Raw genomic sequence first — 16,101 nt, 5'->3', positions numbered from 1 at the left:
GTGCTCGCGGTGACCCGGCTGTCCAAGTCCTTCCCCGGCGTGCGCGCGCTGTCCGACGTGGACTTCACCGCGCACGCCGGTCAGGTGCACGCGCTCGTCGGCGAGAACGGCGCCGGCAAGTCGACGCTCATCAAAGTGCTCACCGGGGTGTACCGGCCCGACGCGGGCGAGGTGTCGTACGACGGAGCTCCGGTGCGCTTCGCCACCCCGCTCCAGGCCCAGCAGGCGGGTATCTCCACCATCTACCAGGAGGTCAACCTCGTCCCGCTGATGAGCGTGGCCCGCAACCTCTTCCTCGGCCGTGAACCGCACGGCCGACTGGGCCTGATCGACTTCCGGCGCATGCACCGTGAGGCCGACGAGGCCCTGCGCCGGCTCGGCATCCGGGTCGACGTGCGCCGTCCGCTGCGTGAACTCGGCGTCGGCGCCCAGCAGATGGTCGCGCTCGCCCGGGCGGTGGCCGTCGATGCCCGGGTCGTCATCATGGACGAGCCGACCTCCTCGCTCGAACCACGGGAGGTGGCCACCCTGTTCGAGGTGATCCGGATGCTGCGCGAGCGCGGCGTCGCGGTGATCTACGTGAGCCATCGCATGGACGAGCTGTACGAGATCTGCGACGCGGTCACCGTCCTGCGCGACGGACGCGTGGTGCACACCGGTCCGCTGGCCGGCTTCGACCGGCTGCGGCTGGTGGCCATGATGCTCGGCCGGGAGATCGGCGAAGTGCGCAAGGAGGGCCTGACGAAGTTCTCCGGCTCGCACGACACCGCGGCGGAACCCGTGCTGCGCGCGGACGGACTGACGGTGCGTCACTGTCTGCGCGACGTGTCACTCGCGCTGCGGCCCGGCGAGGTGGTCGGGCTCGGCGGGCTGCTCGGCTCGGGCCGCAGCGAGACGGCGAAGGCCATCGCCGGGGCGCTGCCCACCGACGCGGGCCGGGTGGTCGTCGGGGGAGCCCCGGTACGGGCCGGCTCCACCGCCGCCGCGATCCGGGCCGGCATCAGCCTGCTCCCGGAGGACCGTAAGGCCGAAGGCATCGTGCCGGGACTGTCGGTGCGCGAGAACATCGCGCTCGCCGCGCTGCCCGCGCTGTCCCGTTTCGGCCTCGTCGACGACTCCCGCATCGACCGGATCGTCGAGACCTTCATGAAGCGGCTGCGCATCAAGGCGGCGGGCCCCCACCAGAAGGTCGGCGAGCTGTCCGGCGGCAACCAGCAGAAGGTGTTGCTGGCCCGCTGGCTCGCGCTGCATCCCAAGGTGCTGCTGCTGGACGAGCCGACGCGCGGCATCGACGTCGGCGCCAAGGCGGAGGTGCAGGCACTCATCGACGAACTCGCCGACGACGGGCTCGCGGTCCTGCTGATCTCCTCCGACCCCGAGGAACTGATCGAGGGAAGCGACCGCGTGATCGTCCTCAAGGAGGGCGTGGTGGTCCGCGAACTGACCGGCGACGACGTCACCGAGGACGGCCTGATGCGCGCCATCGCGGCCGTTCCCGCGGGAGGACACGATGACTGACCTCGCGCTCGCGCGCGGCTCCCTGGACCGCGCGCGACTGCTGCGCCTGCTGCAGGAGTACGGCGTCTACGCGGGCGTCGTGGTGCTGCTGCTGTTCAACTTCGCCTTCACCCCGTACTTCCTGTCCACGGAGAACTTCCGTACCCAGGCTGTTCAGGTCGCCCCCGTCCTCGTCGTCGCCCTGGGCATGGCGCTGGCGATCGGCACCGAGGGCGTCGACCTGTCGGTGGGTTCGGTGATGGCGCTGTCCACCTCGCTGCTGTCGCTGTACCTCGGCTACGGGCCGTGGTTCGCCGCGCTGATCGCGGTCGTCGGCGGCATCGTGGTCGGCCTGGCGAACGGCGCGCTCATCGCCTTCGTGGGCGTCCAGCCCATCGTCGCCACACTCGCCCTGATGGTCGCGGGACGCGGACTGGCCCTGGTGCTGCTCCCTCAGCTCAAGGACGTGCGCGATCCCGGCATGGCGGCGCTCGGTTCCGGGGACGTGCTGGGCGTGCCGTACCTGGTCCTGATCGCCGCGGCGCTCGCGGTACTGGTCGCGTTCGTGATGCGCCGCACCACCTTCGGACGTCAGGTGCTGGCCATCGGCGACAGCCGTCCGGCGGCCCGGCTCGCCGGACTGCCGGTCAGCAGGGTGCTCGTGGTGGTCTACGTCTGCTCCGGCGCGCTTGCCGCGGTCGCGGGCATCCTCGCCACCGCGCGCCTGACCGCGAGCGACCCCACCTCGCTCGGCACCCTGATGGAACTGTCCGCCATCACCGCCGTGGTCGTCGGCGGCACCCCGCTCAGCGGCGGGCGGGTGCGCATCGGCGGCACCGTCGCGGGCGCCGTACTCATCCAGTTGCTCACCACCACCCTCATCAAGCACGATCTGCCGCCGTCGTGGACCCAGATCGCCCAGGCCATGGTGATCGTCCTCGCCGTCTACGCGGCCCGGGAACGAGGCAGGCGATGACCGCGCACACCGAGGAGGCCGGCGTGCCGGTCCCCACCACCGGCCGGATCCAGGACGATCCCCCGCGCGCGAGCCGCTCCGAACGGCTCAGCGCCCTGGCGCAGCAGCACGGCGCGCTGGTGACCCTGGTGATCGCCATGATCGTGGCGTCACTGAGCTTCGACACGTTCCTGACCGGCGACAACCTGGAGAACATGGCGCTGTCCTCGGCGTTCCTCGCCGTGGTCGCCCTCGGCATGACCTTCGTGATCGTCACCGGCGGGATCGACCTGTCGGTGGGCTCGTTGTTCGCCCTGGGCGGGGTGCTCGCGGCCTGGGGATCGCAGTACGGGACCGTCGTGGCCCTCCTGCTCCCGCTCGCCGTGTGCGGGCTGATCGGACTCGTCAACGGGCTGCTGATCGCACGGGTACGGCTGGCCCCGTTCATCGTCACCCTGGCCGCCATGCTGGGCGCCCGGGGACTCCTTCTGGCGATCACCGACGAGGGCTCGACGACGTATCTGGTCGACAAGGGCTCGTACTTCGCGACCCTGGGCCAGGGCTCGCTGATCGGCATCGGGGTGCCCGTGTGGATCACCGTGGCGCTGTTCGTTCTGGGCGCGATCGTGCTGCGGCGGAGCCGGTTCGGGCAGTACGTGTACGCGGTCGGCGGCAACGAGGACGCCGGGGCGCTGATGGGCGCGCCGGTGGCCCGTACGAAGATCACGGTCTACACGCTGTCCGGGCTGTGCGCCGGGCTCGCCGGCGCGCTCAACGCGGCCTGGCTGGCGTCCGGCGTGACCATCCTCGGCACCGGGATGGAACTGGAGGCGATCTCGGCCGTGGTCATCGGCGGCACCCTGCTGAGCGGCGGTTTCGGTTTCATCAGCGGCTCCCTCGTAGGGGTGCTGCTGCTGAAGGTCATCCAGAACGTCATCAACCAGATCGGCTCGCTGGACTCGGCCTACCAACAGGTCGTCAGCGGCGCCTTCCTGGCCGTGGTGGTGGTCGCGCAGACCTGGCTGGGCCGCCGGCGAAGGGTTCTGTGACCGGTGGAGCTGTCGTCGCCGGCCGGTCGAGGGGACCGGTCGGCGACGACGCAGGACCGCTCGGACGTGCGGCGAGGGCTCGTGCTCCGTGGTGCGGCCCTCGTCCTGCTGTGGCTCCCGAGCGGCCGACATGGCCCTGCGCGCCGACAGGTGACGCAAGGAGAGGGCGGGGACGGGCCCGCAGGGCTGCCCCCGCCGGTGTTTCGGATGGGTTCCCGGGTCAGAGTGTGTGCAGGAACGCCTCGACGATCGCGCCGAACTCCTGGGGCTTCTCCATGTTCAGATAGTGCCCGGCGCCCTCGACGACCACGGAACGGCCGTGCCGGACGGTGTCGGCCAGACGCTGTGCCGCGGTGATGACGTCGGCGGTGTCGAGGGCACCGTTCACGGTGAGGACGGGGACGTCGACCTTGGGCAGGCGGGCCCAGGTGTTGGTGACGCGAACGTGCCGGTCCGGCTCGCCGGGCGTGTGCTTGGCGACGGTGTGCAGGGCCATCTCGCGCAGTCGGCGGGGGATGGCGGGGTCGATGTCGTCGAGCGTGCGGTGCGGGCCGGCGACGTAGCTGAGGAACGCCTTGAGCCAGCCTTCGATGTCACCGGCGGCCAGCGTGCGGGCGGTCTCCGCCTGGATCTCCTGGTGCCAGGGATCGGAGTCCTGGAACTCGCCGGTCGAGGCTCCGGCCACGACGGCGGCGCGGACCAGTTCCGGGTGTTCCAGCAGCATGTCGCTGACGACGACGCCGCCCATCGACACACCCACGAGCACCGCGGGGCCCGCGTCGAGGTGGCGCAGCAGGTCCGCCAGGTCGTCGGCCCAGCGGAACGGGGCGGAGGCGTTGGCGGAGGCGCCGTGGCCGCGGATGTCCGCCGCGATCACCCGGTGGGCGGCGGAGAGGGCCGGTATCACCTCGTCGAAGACGCGGTGGTCGACGAAGCCCGAATGGAGCAAGACCACGAGGTCCCCGGTGCCGGTCTCGCGGTAGGCGAGGTCGCCGTCGGCCGACGCGAAGTGGTTCATGGCCGGGTACTTCAGTTCCGAAGCAGCAGTCATGACAACCAAGGTGTCATCATGTCGTCGGTTTGGCAACCAAGGTGTCATCATGGCCGGGTGAACGACACCGGCAGCCCGCTCCCGCCCGACGAACTCGGCCACCGCCTCGTCGAGGTCTTCGACCTCGTCGGACCGCTCTACCGGCGCGTACTGCGCAAGGTGGAAGAGGGCGAGGCGGTGGAGGGGGCCTCGGTCGGTGTGCGCTCCGTACTGGACCTGCTGCGCAGGCAGGGCGACATGACGGTTCCTCAGATGAGCCGACTCCAGGCGCTGAGCCGGCAGTTCGTGCAGCGGATGGTGAACGACGCGGCGGAGCACGGGTGGGTGGAGAGCGTCCCCAATCCAGCGCACCAGCGGTCGTCGCTGATCCGGATCACCGAGGAGGGCCGGGCGCTCATCACCGTCGTACTCGAACGCGAGCACGCCCTGAACCGCCAGGTCGGCGGCGGCCTCACCGACGCCGAGCTACGGGCCTGCGTGCGGGTGCTGACCGAGATGCTGAGGACGTTCGACCATGTCGACGTGGGGGACCAGGGCGTGACGTCCACTCATGTTCCGCGGAGCTGACGCGCGCTGCACCGGGCGTACCGCCCGCTCGGGCCGTCCTGGAGGCGGCCGTCGGTGACGAGGTGATCCGGCGCGGGGCTGGTGCCGCAACAGGCGACGTTCGCCCCGTCGCGACGCCCGGCACGCACTCACGCCGCACCGGCCGAAAGCCCGAGTGCGCCCGGTACGAGGACTTCCGGCCGGCACGCCAGGAGCACGCACGGGACGCCGCTCCTTCAGGGGCGAACGGTGCCTGCCACGGCACTAGGATCCAGGACATGGCCCTGACCATGAACGACGTGGACCGGTTCGAGGCGTCCAGGCCCCGCCTGGAGGCCGTCGCCTACCGCCTCCTCGGCTCCGCGAGCGAGGCCGAGGACGCCGCGCAGGAGACGTTCCTGCGCTGGCAGGCCGCCGATGTCGATCTCATCGAGGTCCCCGAGGCCTGGCTGACGAAGGTTCTCACCAACCTGTGCCTCAATCAGCTCACTTCGGCCCGGGCGCGGCGTGAGACCTACGTGGGCCAGTGGCTGCCCGAGCCGCTGCTCGCCGGGGACCCGATGCTCGGGCCGGCCGACACCGCCGAGCAGCGCGAGTCGGTCTCGTACGCGGTCCTCGCCGTACTGGAGCGCCTTTCCCCCAACGAGCGGGCGGTGTACGTGCTGCGGGAGGCGTTCGACTACCCGCACCGGGAGATCGCCGAGATCCTCGACGTCAGCGAGGCCGCCAGCCAGCAGATCTTCCACCGCGCCAAGAAGCACGTCGCGGAAGGCAAGGCCCGCACCGAGGTCGACGAGGCCGCCGCCCGGAGGATCATCGACGAGTTCCTCGCGGCCGCCACCAGCGGCCGGACCGAGCTGCTCGTGCGGCTGCTCACCCAGGACGCCGTCGCGGTCGGCGACGGCGGCGGGAAGGTCCCGGCTCGCGCCAAGGCGTTCGAGGGCGCCCTCGCGGTCGCGAAATTCATGCGAGGCCTGTTCAAGCCCAGCCAGGCCAAGCGCACTCTGGCCGGCGGCTCACCCGAGGTCCACGCCGCGACCGCCAACGGCGATCCCGCCATCGTGGCGGTCGTCGACGGCCGGGTCATCGGGGTCATGTGTCTGGAGATCACCGACGAGGGCATCGCCGCGTTCCGCAACCAGGTCAATCCCGACAAGCTCGAACGCGCGACCCGGCGATGGGCGTCCGACGACCACGGCGAACCCCTGCTCCACGCCTTCTGACCTCGATGTGAGGTGCTTCACACCGCGTTCCTGTCAGGAAACGGCGGGCCGCCCGGTTCAAGGGGCGAATCCGCTCAAGACAGGAGCCAGGAAATGCAGCACCGTATCGTCGTGCTCGGAGCCGGATACGCCGGGGCCGTCGCCGCCGGACGCCTCGCCAAGCGGCTGCGCCGCGAAGACGTCGCCATCACTCTCGTGAACGCCGAGCCCGACTTCGTCGAGCGCGTCCGGATGCACCAGCTCGCGGTCGGCCAGAACCTCAGGTCCCGGCCGTTCACGGAGATGTTCGCGGACACCGGCGTCGAACTGAAGCTCGCGAAGGTCACCGGCGTCTACGTCGACCGCAAGAGCGTAGCCGTCACCGATGGGAACGGTGCCGAGGAACTGGAGTACGACACCCTCGTGTACGCCCTCGGCAGCGGCTGGAACGACCAGGGTGTCCCCGGCACCACCGAACACGCCCACGAGATCGCCGCCCGCCCCGGAGCGCTCCGGCTGCGCGAGCGCCTGGCCCGCCTGGACGCCGGACAGCCCGTGGTCGTGGTCGGCGGTGGCCTCACCGGCCTCGAGTTCGCGACCGAGCTCGCCGAAGGCCGACCGGACCTCGACGTGGCCCTCGCGGTCCGCGGCGGTCTCGGTGACTGGCTCTCGCCCAAGGGCCGCCGGCACCTGCGCGAGGTCCTCGCCAGGCTCGGCATCACCGTGCACGAGCACGCAGCCGTCACGGGCGTCGAGGCCGACCGCGTCGCCACCGCCGACGGCACGTCCATCGCGGCCGCGGTCACCGTGTGGACCACCGGCTTCGCCGTTCATCCGATCGCGAGGGCCACCACCCTGGAGGTGACCGACACCGGCCGGATCGTGGTCGACGGGTCCATGCGCTCGGTCTCCCACCCCGACGTGTACGCCGTCGGGGACGCGGCCATGGCGATGGGCTCCGGCGACAAGCCGCTGCGGATGTCGTGCGCCTCGGGCACCCCCATGGCCTGGCAGGCCGCCGACGCCATCGCGGCCCGCCTCACCGGCGGGAAACTCCCGAACGTGCCGCTGCGCTACTTCAACCAGTGCATCTCGCTGGGCCGCAAGGAAGGCCTGATCCAGTACGTCACCGCCGACGACCGGGCCGTCCGGGCGGCCCTCACCGGACGGCTCGCCGCCGTCTACAAGGAACTGGTCTGCAAAGGCGCGGCCTGGGGCGTCGCCAACCCGACGCTCGGGATTCCGAGCCGGCGTCGCCGCGTCGTACGGGAGCCGGACCGGACGGACCCGGCGGTCAAGACCACTGCCTGAGGCGCACGGCGACAGCGGGCGCCCTCGATCTGGAGGCGAGGACGCCCCGACCCGGAGTCGCCGAGGTTCAGATGTGGGCCCGGATCTGCCGTACTGGGTGCCCCAATGCGTCCCCGAGTGCTGTCAGTTCGTCCTCGCCGAACCAGAGGCGTTCGGGGTTCCATATCGCGATCTCGAAGCGGGCGAACCCACAGGGCCAGTCGTACTCCAGGGCGTCCAGAGTGATCGACCCTCCGCAGCACGGGACTTGGATCGCGAGTGTGGTGAAACCGTCGTCGCAGTGGTCCTCAAGTAGGTCTCGCCACCACTCCGTGGCGATGGACGCCCGGCACAAAGGGCAGCCGACGCTCTGCAGATCGCCCCCGCAGTCGACGACGGTCACCACGTCGTGCCACATCACGTCGATCTCCACGTCCGCGCCGTCGACGACCCCGGGAGCCGGCTTCTCCGCGAGCGAGACGGCACGATCGACCGCATCGCGTTCCGGCTGCCACCGCGGATCGGTCGGGATGATCGACAGGACGTCGTCGCTCATGGTTTCCTCCCCTGGTCGGGCACGACGGCGAGCACGGGTAGGCGCAGTTCGAAGAGCGCGCCGCCGGAGGGTGCCCCGCCCGCGGTGAGCGTACCGCCGTGGCGGCGTGCGATGTCCCGGGCGATGGCCAGACCGAGCCCCGCGCCGCCGTCGTCACGGGTGCGTGCGTCGTCCAGGCGTACGAACCGCTGGAAGACCCGTTCGCGTTCGGTGGCCGGTATGCCGTCGCCGTCGTCTGCGACGGTGAGGACGATGCGCTCGCCCTGCCGTCGCACGCGTACGGCTACCGAATTGCGCGCGTGCCGTTGCGCGTTGTCGAGGAGGTTGCCGATCACCCGCGCCAGCTGATGGCGCGATCCGGCTACTTCGCGTCCTTCGTCGGCGTCGGCGTCGGCGACGGCGTCGAAGGATACGGGCGTGCGGTCTGCGGGGCGGCGCTCCACCTCCTCGCGGACCAGCTCGACCAGGTCGACCCGCCCCTGCGCGGGCCGCTGCCCGGCGTCGAGCCGGGCGAGCAGCAGCAGATCGGCCGCGAGGTGCTGCAGCCGCTCGGTGTCCTTGACCGCACCGGGTACGTCCAGCAGATGCGGGTGGGCCGAGCCGACTTCGAGTTGGGTGCGCAACGAGGCGATGGGGCTGCGCAGTTCGTGGGAGGCGTCGGCGACGAAGCGGCGCTGGCGGTCGACGGCGGCCTCCAGCGCGGTCAGCGTCTCGTTGGTGGTGTGTGCCAGGCGGGCCACCTCGTCGTGGGAGGCGGGTTCCGGCACACGGCGGGAGAGATCCTCGGATGCGGTGATCGCCGCCATTTCCCTCCGGATGCCCTCCACCGGGGCCAGCGCGCGCCGCGTCACGAGCCAGGTGACCCCGCCGACGACCAGCAGCACGAGGGGCAGTCCCGCCAGCATCGCCGTCCCGGTGCTGCGGACGGCGCTCTCGCGGGCCGCCAGTGAGGCGCCCGCGTGGACGAGCACGGTTCGGCCGCCGAGATCGGTGGCCTTGACGGTGGCGAACCGGTACGGGGCGCTGCGTCCGTCGACCACCGCCCGCCCGGAGCCCTCCTGGACGGTGTCGCCGATGGTGCCGATGGCCGGGTCGTCGGTGGGGGGCGTCGCGCCGTCGTCGGAGCCGTGACCGCCCGATCCGCTCCCGTTCGAACCGTGGTCGTCCGAGCCGGCGTCGTCTGATCCGTGGGAGTCCGAGCCGCCGTCGTCCGGTCCGCTGTCGTCGCTCACGCGGTCCCTGTTCCCGCCTTTGCCACGCCCGCTGCCGTGGTCGTCGGCCGTCGTGCCGCTGCGGTCGGCCACGGGGGTGGGCCGCGTGGACGGAAGCGCGGTGGCGGACGTGGACCGGGAGGGGATCGGAGTGGCCGGGGTCGCGGGAGCACGCGGCACGCGCACCGAACTCACCCCGGTCCCGCTGATGCTCTGCAGCCCTCGGCCCACCGCCAGCAGCCTGCCGTTCTCGTCCGTCACCTGCACCGGAACCCCCTCCCGCACCCCCTCGGGCAGGGGCAGCCGGGTGCCGCCACCGGGCCAGGTGGCGACACCGAGGGCGATTCTGCGGGCCGTGTCGTTGGCCTGGTTCTGCGCCTGCTGGGTGAGGCTGGCGTGCAGCGACATCAGCACCGCGAGCCCGGCGGCCACCAGCGCGACGCCGACCACGGCTGTCGCCCCCAGGACCATCGTGGCCTTCACGGAGCCCGGCAGCCGCCGCCTCACGGCGCCACCATCCGGTACCCGGCGCCGCGCACGGTCTGGATCGTGTCCGTGCCGAGCTTTCGGCGCAGCGCGCTGACGTAGACCTCGACGATGTTCGGGTCGCCGTCGTAGGCGAAGTCCCAGACGTGCTCGAGGATCTCGGGCTTGCCGACCACCTGACCGGCCCGTGTCGCGAGCTGTTCCAGCACGGCGAACTCCTTCGCGGTGAGCGTGACTTCCGTCTCGTCCCGGCACACCCGGCGGGCTGCCGTGTCGACGACGAGCCCTCCGACGCGCAGTACCGGCGACGCGCCCGCTGTGCCGCGGCGGCGCAGCAGCGCCTTCACTCGGGCCACCAGCACGACGTAGGAGAACGGTTTCGTCAGGTGTCGTCGGCCCCGGTGTCCAGGCCCTCCGCCTCGTCGTACTCGCCGTCCTTGGCCGTGAGCATCAGGATCGGCATGTCGTGGCCCGCGGCGCGCAGGGCAGCGCAGACGCGGTAGCCGTTGAGACCCGGCAGCATGATGTCGAGCAGCACCAGGTCGTGGACGCCCTCGGCGGCCCGGTGGAGCCCCTCGTTCCCGTCGTGGACGACGTCCACGGCGAAGCCCTCGGCCCGCAGGCCCTTCGCCAACGAGAGCGCGAGCCGCTTCTCGTCCTCCACGATCAACAGGCGCATGTGCCCAGCCTCCCAAACGGAACCTGAAGGAATCTTCAGGTGGCTTCAGGTCCCCTTCAGCTTCCCCCGGGCACATTGGCGTCACCGAACAGTCAGGACACAGACCCGACACAGGCCGGGCAACTGCCGGGCCGGGGAGGCTCATCATGAAGCGCACCGCAGCCATCGCCACCGCTTTCGGAGCCGCCGTCATCATAGGCGGCGGGAGTTACTCGGCGCTCGCCACGAGCGGCAGCGACCGGCACAGCGGCGGCCGTGAGGATCGGCCGGCGGTGACGGCGTCGCCCTCGCCGTCGGGATCATCGGTGACGGCGCCGCCTTCGCCGTCGGGGTCGTCGGTCACGGCCGCCCAGGCGGCGGCCGCCGCACGGAAGACGTACCCGGGCACGGTCGTCAAGGTCGACCTCGACGCCGACCACCCGGGCTACTGGGAGGTGTACGTCGTCGGCGCCGACCACGTCCGCCGCGAACTCCGGGTCGACGCCCGCACGGGCGCCGTCACCGTGGACCGGCGCGGCGGTGACGACCTCGCGGGTGACGATCGCCGTGGGCACGCCGGGGGAGACGACCGCGGTCGCGGAACCCGCGGGCAGGACGACCGGCCGGGGGACCACCACGGTGGTGCCACGGGCGTCGGTGACGACCTCCCGGGTGACGACCACGGCGTGCACGCCGACGGCGACGACCATGGCGGTGACGACCACGTCGGTGACGGCAAGGGCCGAGGTCGTGACCGGGGCCGTGACGGTCACGGCGGCGACGATCGCTGACGGGACGCGACGGCCGCTGACGGCCCGCGGCGGAGCGGGCGGGACGGGCCGCGCCTGTCTCCGGGTGCGGTCCGTCGGTGGCCGGTCCGGTAGGGCGTCGGAGCCGGCCGGCGGTCTCAGGCATCCCGCACGGACGCACCAGGCTCCTGGTCGCGTCGCGGCCAGGACGTACCGAGGTCCCGGCGCATGGCCACCTGCGCTTCCTCGGTCGCAGCGAGATAGTCGCGAGTCTGGCGGCGGAAATCCGGGTCCCGCGTGGTGACGCCCGTCGAGACGAGGTCACGGAGGTCACGGATCTTCCAGAAGGCCTGATTGGTCGGATCCATCACCTCCCATGGAGCGATCAACGCAAGCTCGTAGCGCAGCGGATACACCTTGCTGGACACGAACACCTCATGGGCCGCCCTCCGTGCTTCCTCTGCCGGGTGATCGTCGCGCGCTATCTCGTGCAGCCGGGTGTACGCGTCCGACAGTGCTCCCATGAACGCCGCGTACGCCTGCCGACGTGTGTCCTGGTTGAGCGCCGCACGGTCACGGCGCCAGCGAAGTCGGTCGGCGAGAAGTGTGGAACCGACGCCGATCGCGGCGCCGGTCAGTGTGTTCATCGGGGCCAACCAGTCCATGGACGGGACCTTATGGGGAGGCCGCTCGGCGCCGGAAGCCACCAGCCCCAGCGACGCGCTCGACCGACCGGCTGAAGTACCCGGTCCTGCTTCGGCACAGGCCGGGCCAACCCGCTCCACATCCGGACGGTGCCGTCGCCTTGTCGAGCCAGGTCCGATCCGGAAGAGGATCGGCCGCTTCTAAGCCCCGCGATATTCAGTACAGGCAGGTGGGTTGTAGGAATGGATCCACACAGAAAATCTACGCGCAAGTGCATGGACGAACGGGCGAGGGGCACACGGTTGCTCGGAGGTTGATAACTATGGTTCCCCTGCTTCTCGTTCTTCTGCTCGCGGTAATTCTGTTCGGCGCCGGTTTCGCGGTCAAGATTCTCTGGTGGGTCGCGATCGCCGTACTGGTGCTGTGGCTGGTCGGGTTCGTCGCCCGCCCGAGGGGCGGTACCGGTCGTTGGTACCACTGGTAGCGGAACCCTCGGCGAGATATCCGGCACTCTGGGCCCACCCCTCTACCGGGGTGGGTCCCGCCGTCGTATCCACGGGAAAACGGAATGCGTCGCCGGACTCCTTTTCTCTCGTCGGGCCCGATGATTTTGCTGCTTTCGGGTACGCGAGGGTTAACCGGGGTGGTGCCGTGACGCAGTCGGGAATCGGTTGCCTCCACCGATCGGCGGCCACCCCGGCCTGCAATCGGATGGGCGGCAACGCGGGACAGCGTCGAGGCCGGGCCCGCGGTTACGAGAGCAGGAGGGGCAGGCTGGCGGTCAGGCGTTTGCCGACACTCTCTTGGCGTGCGGTGAACTTCTCGACGACGGCCATGACGATCTCCAGGCCGTGCTGGCCGATCCGCCCAGGGTCCGCCGCGCGGGCGGCGGGAAGTACCGGGTCGCTGTCCCAGACTTCGATCTCCACCACGGCGTCCACCAGACGCAGACAGAGCAGGGCGGGGCCGTGCGCGTACTTGTAGGCGTTGGTGACGAGTTCGCTGACCACGAGCTGCGCCAGGTCCATGGCCCGCGCGGTGACCGGCATGCCGTGCTCGGTCTGCAGCCGGGTGAGAAAGCCGACCGTGAGCCGGCGTGCTTCGGCGATCGAGCTGCTGTCGTTCTCGAGGGCCGCGGTGAATTCGACAGGGTCGGGACCCGCTCCGGAAGAACCCTCCATGACCCTGTCGGGGTCCATCCACACCACTGCCCCTCCGTGTTGCCCCAGCGCACCGATACCCCTGCAGCGCCCTTCCACACTCTCGCACAGACTTTCAGTGCAAAGGCCAGTGACAGGCGTCAGTCCTAGGATGGCTGGGCAGTGACAGACAAGCACCGACGAGACCGTAACCGAGGGCGGCAGAGGCAGAACTGTGGCAGATATCCCGAACACGACGGGGCACGGTGGGCTGTCGGTCGACCGCCACACCACCGACGGCATCACGGTCGTCACCCCGCACGGCGAGGTGGACTTCCAGGCCGTCCCCGCTCTCCAGGCCGCCCTGCCCCCGACCGCCCCGGTGACCCGACCGCGCATCGTGATCGACCTCAGCGACGTCACCTTCATGGACTCCAGCGGCATCAACGTCCTCATCACCGCGCACCGGACCCTCCCCGAGCAGGGCTGGCTGCGCCTGGCGGCCGCCCGGACCGCCGTCCTGCGCACCCTCGAACTCGTGGGCCTCGACGCCATCATGACGGTCTACCCCACCGTCGACGACGCCCTCACCGATCCGGCGGACAGCGACACCCCACCTCCCGGCACGGCGTGACCGCACGATGACGCCCGCCGAGCCGTCGGACGGCGTCACGAATACCAACGCGAATTCCCGGCCGCAGCGCGGGACACAGGTCTGACACCCGCCGCGTCGCCGCCGAACGTGAGGTTGAACAGCGGACAGCCAGTTGATCAGCGCTGCCACAGGAAGGAGCCCTCACCGCACGGCGCGCAGGCGAAGGCGTATCCGCAGCCGCCTCCGCCGAAGTTGATCGCCGTCCGGTGGTCGCGACCCTCCTCGAGCTGGGCGACGAAGCTCATCGGCTGAGTGCACGTCGGGCATGCCGGGGTCTCGTCGTGCTGCAGCCATGACGGGACGCCGCCCAGCCGGCCGAGGACATCCTCCAAGGGACGGCCGTGAGCCTGGGCCCAGTGGCTGCGTGCCTCGTGGTACGACGCCATGTCGATGGCCGTGCGGTCGATGCCGCAGGTCTCCGGCAGCAGGGTCTCGCCTTCCGTCGGTACCGGGGCCGCCGTGAGTCCGGCGCGGGGGAACAACAGCGCCAGGTTGCCGCCCGCGGACGGGTCCCACTCGTCGCACAGCCCTGGATCGTTCTGGCACATGAAGACCGACAGGACACCCTCGGTCGGCAGTGCAGGTCCGGCTTCCCGGCCGCCGGGGTCGGTTCCCCACAGCTGCGCGAGGAACTGCATCGGCCCCGAGCACGCGGCGCACAGCGGCCAACTGAACCCGGCAGGTACCAGCGGCACGCCGCCTGTACGTGTCACCGGTGCCCGCTCATCGACCGGACCGGCGTACGTCATCAAGGTGGTGGTCATGACCGGGAAGCCTAGATCAGCCTTGCGACAGTCTCTTGGGCCCGACTGTCAGGAGGACGCCGCTGCGCTGCTGTCCCCAACGAACCTCGACTGTTCCTCCCTGCGCTCAGCGCATGTGCCCCGGATGACCTGCTACCGCGACCAGGCCCACATGTCCGTCTTCCCGGTTCGCCTGCCGCCCTTCGGGTTGATGGCTACGTTCGTGCGTGGCGGGCCGGAAGGCCCATGGGGTTGGGGAAGGGGATGACGCCGGAAGCCAGGATCTGATCGGTCGGCCGGCTGAGCAGGCGAAGGGCCTGGGCGGCTTCGGTCCGGGTCAGGGCGCGGTAGGGCCGGACGGCGAGGTCATCGGTGCGGGCCTCGATGTGGGCACGCAGGGCGCGTCCCGCGGCGGTGGGGTGCGCGTCGTCCTCCAGCAGTCCCCGTCCGACGAGGCGGTCCACGGCCGCCTGCCAGTCGTCCTCGGACCAGCCGCGGTTGTCCCTCAGCGTCGCCGCGGGCACGTTCTCGCTCACGGCGAACAGGACGTGGGCCTCGCAGCCGTCCAGTCCCTCGGCGGTCAGCACGGCGACGTGGCCGTCACCGCGGTGCTCGCGCAGTGCCGTGGCGGCCTGCCAGAGGGCGGTGACGGGGTCTTCGGGCGTGGGCAGGCCGCGGTTGGCGGCGAACAGGGGTCGCCCCGCGCCGTCCGCGGCGGCGACGGTCCGCTCCAGCAACGGGACGAGGTCTGCCGTCACCCGCGCCGTCGCCGGCGCCACTCGGCGCAGTGCCGCGGTGGCCGCTTCGGCGCGGGCGCGGAGCACGGCCTCGGGTGAGGCGAATTCCCATGCGTCGGGGATGGCACGTCGCACCATGGAGGGGTGGAAGTTGAAGAAAGCCGCCTCCACCACACCTGCCGTGACCGCTCCCAGCGGCGCGGCGCGGCCCGCGAAGTAGCCCATCCAAAAGCCGCGCAAGCCGACCAGACGGTTGGCCTCGCGGCTTTCAGCGGCGAAGTACGTGACCGCGTGTATGGGTTCCAGGACCTGCCAGAGCGTTCGGGCGATTGCCGTGTCCACGTGCGTCAGTCTCCCAGACGGCCCGGCATCGGGGTGGCAGTCGGCGCCGTGTATCCGGACGGGCCGGCGGCCGGTACTGAAACCGAGTTCGACGGTCCGTTCCCGCACCTGGGGCCGGGCAAGACGGCGGACCCCGACCAGGTGCCGTCGGATTTCGTACGAGGAACAGTTCGGCGGACTGGCCTGCCTGCCAGCGGAACGTCGCGTGGGATGACATGGTTTGGAGGCCGCAGTCACGAGAGGACTACGGTCGGTGTCGACACGGCGGCACCGTCACATGGCACAAAAGGATCGAACTGATGGCAACAGGCATCGTGAAGTGGTTCAACGCGGAGAAGGGCTTTGGTTTCATCCAGCAGGATGACGGCGGCCCGGACGTCTTCGTCCACTTCTCCGCCATTCAGACCACCGGCTTCAAGGAGCTGGCAGAGGGCGCCAAGGTCGAGTACGACGTCACCCAAGGACCCAAGGGGCCGCAGGCGGAGCGGGTCGTCAACCTGTAGGGCGTCGCGTGGTGGGCGGGGGGCGCGGCGGGGACCCCGGGCCCCAGCCCCCCCCGGGGGGGGGCGGCGGGTCCCGCCCCCCCGGGG

General features: G+C 70.9%; 17 protein-coding genes and 1 pseudogene. 10 read left to right on the top strand and 8 right to left on the bottom strand.

The genetic code is table 11. From position 1 onward, the window contains the following. The 3 genes from ACFV0T_RS24440 to ACFV0T_RS24430 are packed head-to-tail and all read left to right on the top strand — an operon-like array spanning window position 1 to window position 3,501. Window positions 1–1,518 carry a sugar ABC transporter ATP-binding protein gene (locus ACFV0T_RS24440; protein ID WP_385782863.1) on the top strand — a complete coding sequence of 506 codons (1,518 nt, stop codon included), beginning with the start codon at window positions 1–3 and terminating at the stop codon, window positions 1,516–1,518. Beyond that, on the top strand, window positions 1,511–2,473 hold the full coding sequence (locus tag ACFV0T_RS24435) for an ABC transporter permease (protein ID WP_385782860.1): 963 nt from the start codon (window positions 1,511–1,513) through the stop codon (window positions 2,471–2,473). The genes ACFV0T_RS24440 and ACFV0T_RS24435 overlap by 8 nt, the downstream gene beginning before the upstream one ends. Continuing rightward, window positions 2,470–3,501, top strand: a complete 1,032-nt coding sequence (locus ACFV0T_RS24430) for an ABC transporter permease (RefSeq protein ID WP_385782857.1) — start codon at window positions 2,470–2,472, stop codon at window positions 3,499–3,501. The genes ACFV0T_RS24435 and ACFV0T_RS24430 overlap by 4 nt, the downstream gene beginning before the upstream one ends. 220 nt (window positions 3,502–3,721) lie before the next feature. On the opposite strand, the gene ACFV0T_RS24425 is transcribed toward ACFV0T_RS24430, so the two are convergent. Then, on the bottom strand, window positions 3,722–4,552 hold the full coding sequence (locus tag ACFV0T_RS24425) for an alpha/beta fold hydrolase (RefSeq protein WP_385782854.1): 831 nt from the start codon (window positions 4,550–4,552) through the stop codon (window positions 3,722–3,724). Between the two features lie 57 nt (window positions 4,553–4,609). Between ACFV0T_RS24425 and ACFV0T_RS24420 the strand changes: the two genes are divergently transcribed. From ACFV0T_RS24420 to ACFV0T_RS24410, 3 genes are all read left to right on the top strand, one after another. Continuing rightward, complete coding sequence (locus ACFV0T_RS24420) at window positions 4,610–5,119, top strand: MarR family winged helix-turn-helix transcriptional regulator (protein ID WP_385782851.1); 510 nt, start codon at window positions 4,610–4,612, stop codon at window positions 5,117–5,119. A gap of 257 nt (window positions 5,120–5,376) precedes the next feature. Beyond that, the gene (locus ACFV0T_RS24415) at window positions 5,377–6,321 is read left to right on the top strand and encodes an RNA polymerase sigma-70 factor (protein WP_385782849.1); all 945 of its coding nucleotides are present in this window, start codon (window positions 5,377–5,379) and stop codon (window positions 6,319–6,321) included. A 93-nt stretch (window positions 6,322–6,414) separates the two neighbouring features. Further along, window positions 6,415–7,611, top strand: coding sequence for an NAD(P)/FAD-dependent oxidoreductase (locus ACFV0T_RS24410; protein ID WP_385782847.1), 1,197 nt, complete (start codon window positions 6,415–6,417; stop codon window positions 7,609–7,611). Between the two features lie 67 nt (window positions 7,612–7,678). Here ACFV0T_RS24410 and ACFV0T_RS24405 read toward each other — a convergent pair whose 3' ends face one another. The 3 genes and pseudogenes from ACFV0T_RS24405 to ACFV0T_RS24395 all read right to left on the bottom strand — a co-directional run bounded on the left by ACFV0T_RS24405 (window position 7,679) and on the right by ACFV0T_RS24395 (window position 10,522). Beyond that, window positions 7,679–8,146, bottom strand: a complete 468-nt coding sequence (locus ACFV0T_RS24405) for a hypothetical protein (RefSeq protein WP_385782845.1) — start codon at window positions 8,144–8,146, stop codon at window positions 7,679–7,681. Continuing rightward, a complete protein-coding gene (locus ACFV0T_RS24400) occupies window positions 8,143–9,828 on the bottom strand; it encodes a sensor histidine kinase (RefSeq protein WP_385783048.1) in 1,686 nt (561 codons plus the stop codon). Before ACFV0T_RS24400 ends, ACFV0T_RS24405 begins: the two co-directional genes overlap by 4 nt. 32 nt (window positions 9,829–9,860) lie before the next feature. Continuing rightward, window positions 9,861–10,522: pseudogene (locus ACFV0T_RS24395) on the bottom strand (response regulator transcription factor). A 146-nt stretch (window positions 10,523–10,668) separates the two neighbouring features. On the opposite strand from ACFV0T_RS24395, the gene ACFV0T_RS24390 reads away from it, so the two are divergent. After that, window positions 10,669–11,292, top strand: coding sequence for a PepSY domain-containing protein (locus ACFV0T_RS24390; protein ID WP_385782842.1), 624 nt, complete (start codon window positions 10,669–10,671; stop codon window positions 11,290–11,292). A gap of 116 nt (window positions 11,293–11,408) precedes the next feature. On the opposite strand, the gene ACFV0T_RS24385 is transcribed toward ACFV0T_RS24390, so the two are convergent. Further along, entirely contained in the window at window positions 11,409–11,915 is a 507-nt protein-coding gene (locus tag ACFV0T_RS24385) for a hypothetical protein (RefSeq protein ID WP_385782839.1), read from the bottom strand. A 302-nt stretch (window positions 11,916–12,217) separates the two neighbouring features. On the opposite strand from ACFV0T_RS24385, the gene ACFV0T_RS24380 reads away from it, so the two are divergent. Further along, a complete protein-coding gene (locus ACFV0T_RS24380; protein WP_385782837.1) occupies window positions 12,218–12,379 on the top strand; it encodes a hydrophobic protein in 162 nt (53 codons plus the stop codon). Between the two features lie 268 nt (window positions 12,380–12,647). On the opposite strand, the gene ACFV0T_RS24375 is transcribed toward ACFV0T_RS24380, so the two are convergent. Beyond that, complete coding sequence (locus tag ACFV0T_RS24375) at window positions 12,648–13,094, bottom strand: ATP-binding protein (RefSeq protein WP_385782834.1); 447 nt, start codon at window positions 13,092–13,094, stop codon at window positions 12,648–12,650. 175 nt (window positions 13,095–13,269) lie between these two features. On the opposite strand from ACFV0T_RS24375, the gene ACFV0T_RS24370 reads away from it, so the two are divergent. Beyond that, on the top strand, window positions 13,270–13,668 hold the full coding sequence (locus tag ACFV0T_RS24370) for an STAS domain-containing protein (protein WP_385782832.1): 399 nt from the start codon (window positions 13,270–13,272) through the stop codon (window positions 13,666–13,668). Between the two features lie 137 nt (window positions 13,669–13,805). Here the strand turns inward: ACFV0T_RS24370 and ACFV0T_RS24365 are convergent, their stop codons facing one another. Next, window positions 13,806–14,453 carry a DUF1963 domain-containing protein gene (locus ACFV0T_RS24365; protein WP_385782830.1) on the bottom strand — a complete coding sequence of 216 codons (648 nt, stop codon included), beginning with the start codon at window positions 14,451–14,453 and terminating at the stop codon, window positions 13,806–13,808. 194 nt (window positions 14,454–14,647) lie between these two features. After that, entirely contained in the window at window positions 14,648–15,511 is an 864-nt protein-coding gene (locus ACFV0T_RS24360; protein WP_385782827.1) for a hypothetical protein, read from the bottom strand. A gap of 299 nt (window positions 15,512–15,810) precedes the next feature. Between ACFV0T_RS24360 and ACFV0T_RS24355 the strand changes: the two genes are divergently transcribed. Next, complete coding sequence (locus ACFV0T_RS24355) at window positions 15,811–16,014, top strand: cold-shock protein (RefSeq protein WP_385782824.1); 204 nt, start codon at window positions 15,811–15,813, stop codon at window positions 16,012–16,014. Window positions 16,015–16,101 lie beyond the last annotated feature (87 nt).

This window comes from Streptomyces sp. NPDC059582 (genome assembly GCF_042735715.1).
In the GTDB taxonomy this organism is placed as follows: domain Bacteria; phylum Actinomycetota; class Actinomycetes; order Streptomycetales; family Streptomycetaceae; genus Streptomyces.
Note: the sequence above shows the minus strand (reverse complement) of the source record. Positions and strands in the feature narration are given on the sequence as shown.

Excerpts from the sequence above, each read along its gene's own strand:
- ACFV0T_RS24380 (WP_385782837.1), top strand. The coding sequence starts at position 12,218 with ATGGTTCCCCTGCTTCTCGTTCTTCTGCTCGCGGTAATTCTGTTCGGC.
- ACFV0T_RS24400 (WP_385783048.1), bottom strand. The coding sequence starts at position 9,828 with ATGGTCCTGGGGGCGACAGCCGTGGTCGGCGTCGCGCTGGTGGCCGCC.
- ACFV0T_RS24375 (WP_385782834.1), bottom strand. The coding sequence starts at position 13,094 with ATGGACCCCGACAGGGTCATGGAGGGTTCTTCCGGAGCGGGTCCCGAC.
- ACFV0T_RS24355 (WP_385782824.1), top strand. The coding sequence starts at position 15,811 with ATGGCAACAGGCATCGTGAAGTGGTTCAACGCGGAGAAGGGCTTTGGT.
- ACFV0T_RS24385 (WP_385782839.1), bottom strand. The coding sequence starts at position 11,915 with ATGGACTGGTTGGCCCCGATGAACACACTGACCGGCGCCGCGATCGGC.
- ACFV0T_RS24390 (WP_385782842.1), top strand. The coding sequence starts at position 10,669 with ATGAAGCGCACCGCAGCCATCGCCACCGCTTTCGGAGCCGCCGTCATC.
- ACFV0T_RS24430 (WP_385782857.1), top strand. The coding sequence starts at position 2,470 with ATGACCGCGCACACCGAGGAGGCCGGCGTGCCGGTCCCCACCACCGGC.
- ACFV0T_RS24410 (WP_385782847.1), top strand. The coding sequence starts at position 6,415 with ATGCAGCACCGTATCGTCGTGCTCGGAGCCGGATACGCCGGGGCCGTC.
- ACFV0T_RS24405 (WP_385782845.1), bottom strand. The coding sequence starts at position 8,146 with ATGAGCGACGACGTCCTGTCGATCATCCCGACCGATCCGCGGTGGCAG.
- ACFV0T_RS24425 (WP_385782854.1), bottom strand. The coding sequence starts at position 4,552 with ATGACTGCTGCTTCGGAACTGAAGTACCCGGCCATGAACCACTTCGCG.
- ACFV0T_RS24415 (WP_385782849.1), top strand. The coding sequence starts at position 5,377 with ATGGCCCTGACCATGAACGACGTGGACCGGTTCGAGGCGTCCAGGCCC.
- ACFV0T_RS24365 (WP_385782830.1), bottom strand. The coding sequence starts at position 14,453 with ATGACCACCACCTTGATGACGTACGCCGGTCCGGTCGATGAGCGGGCA.
- ACFV0T_RS24435 (WP_385782860.1), top strand. The coding sequence starts at position 1,511 with ATGACTGACCTCGCGCTCGCGCGCGGCTCCCTGGACCGCGCGCGACTG.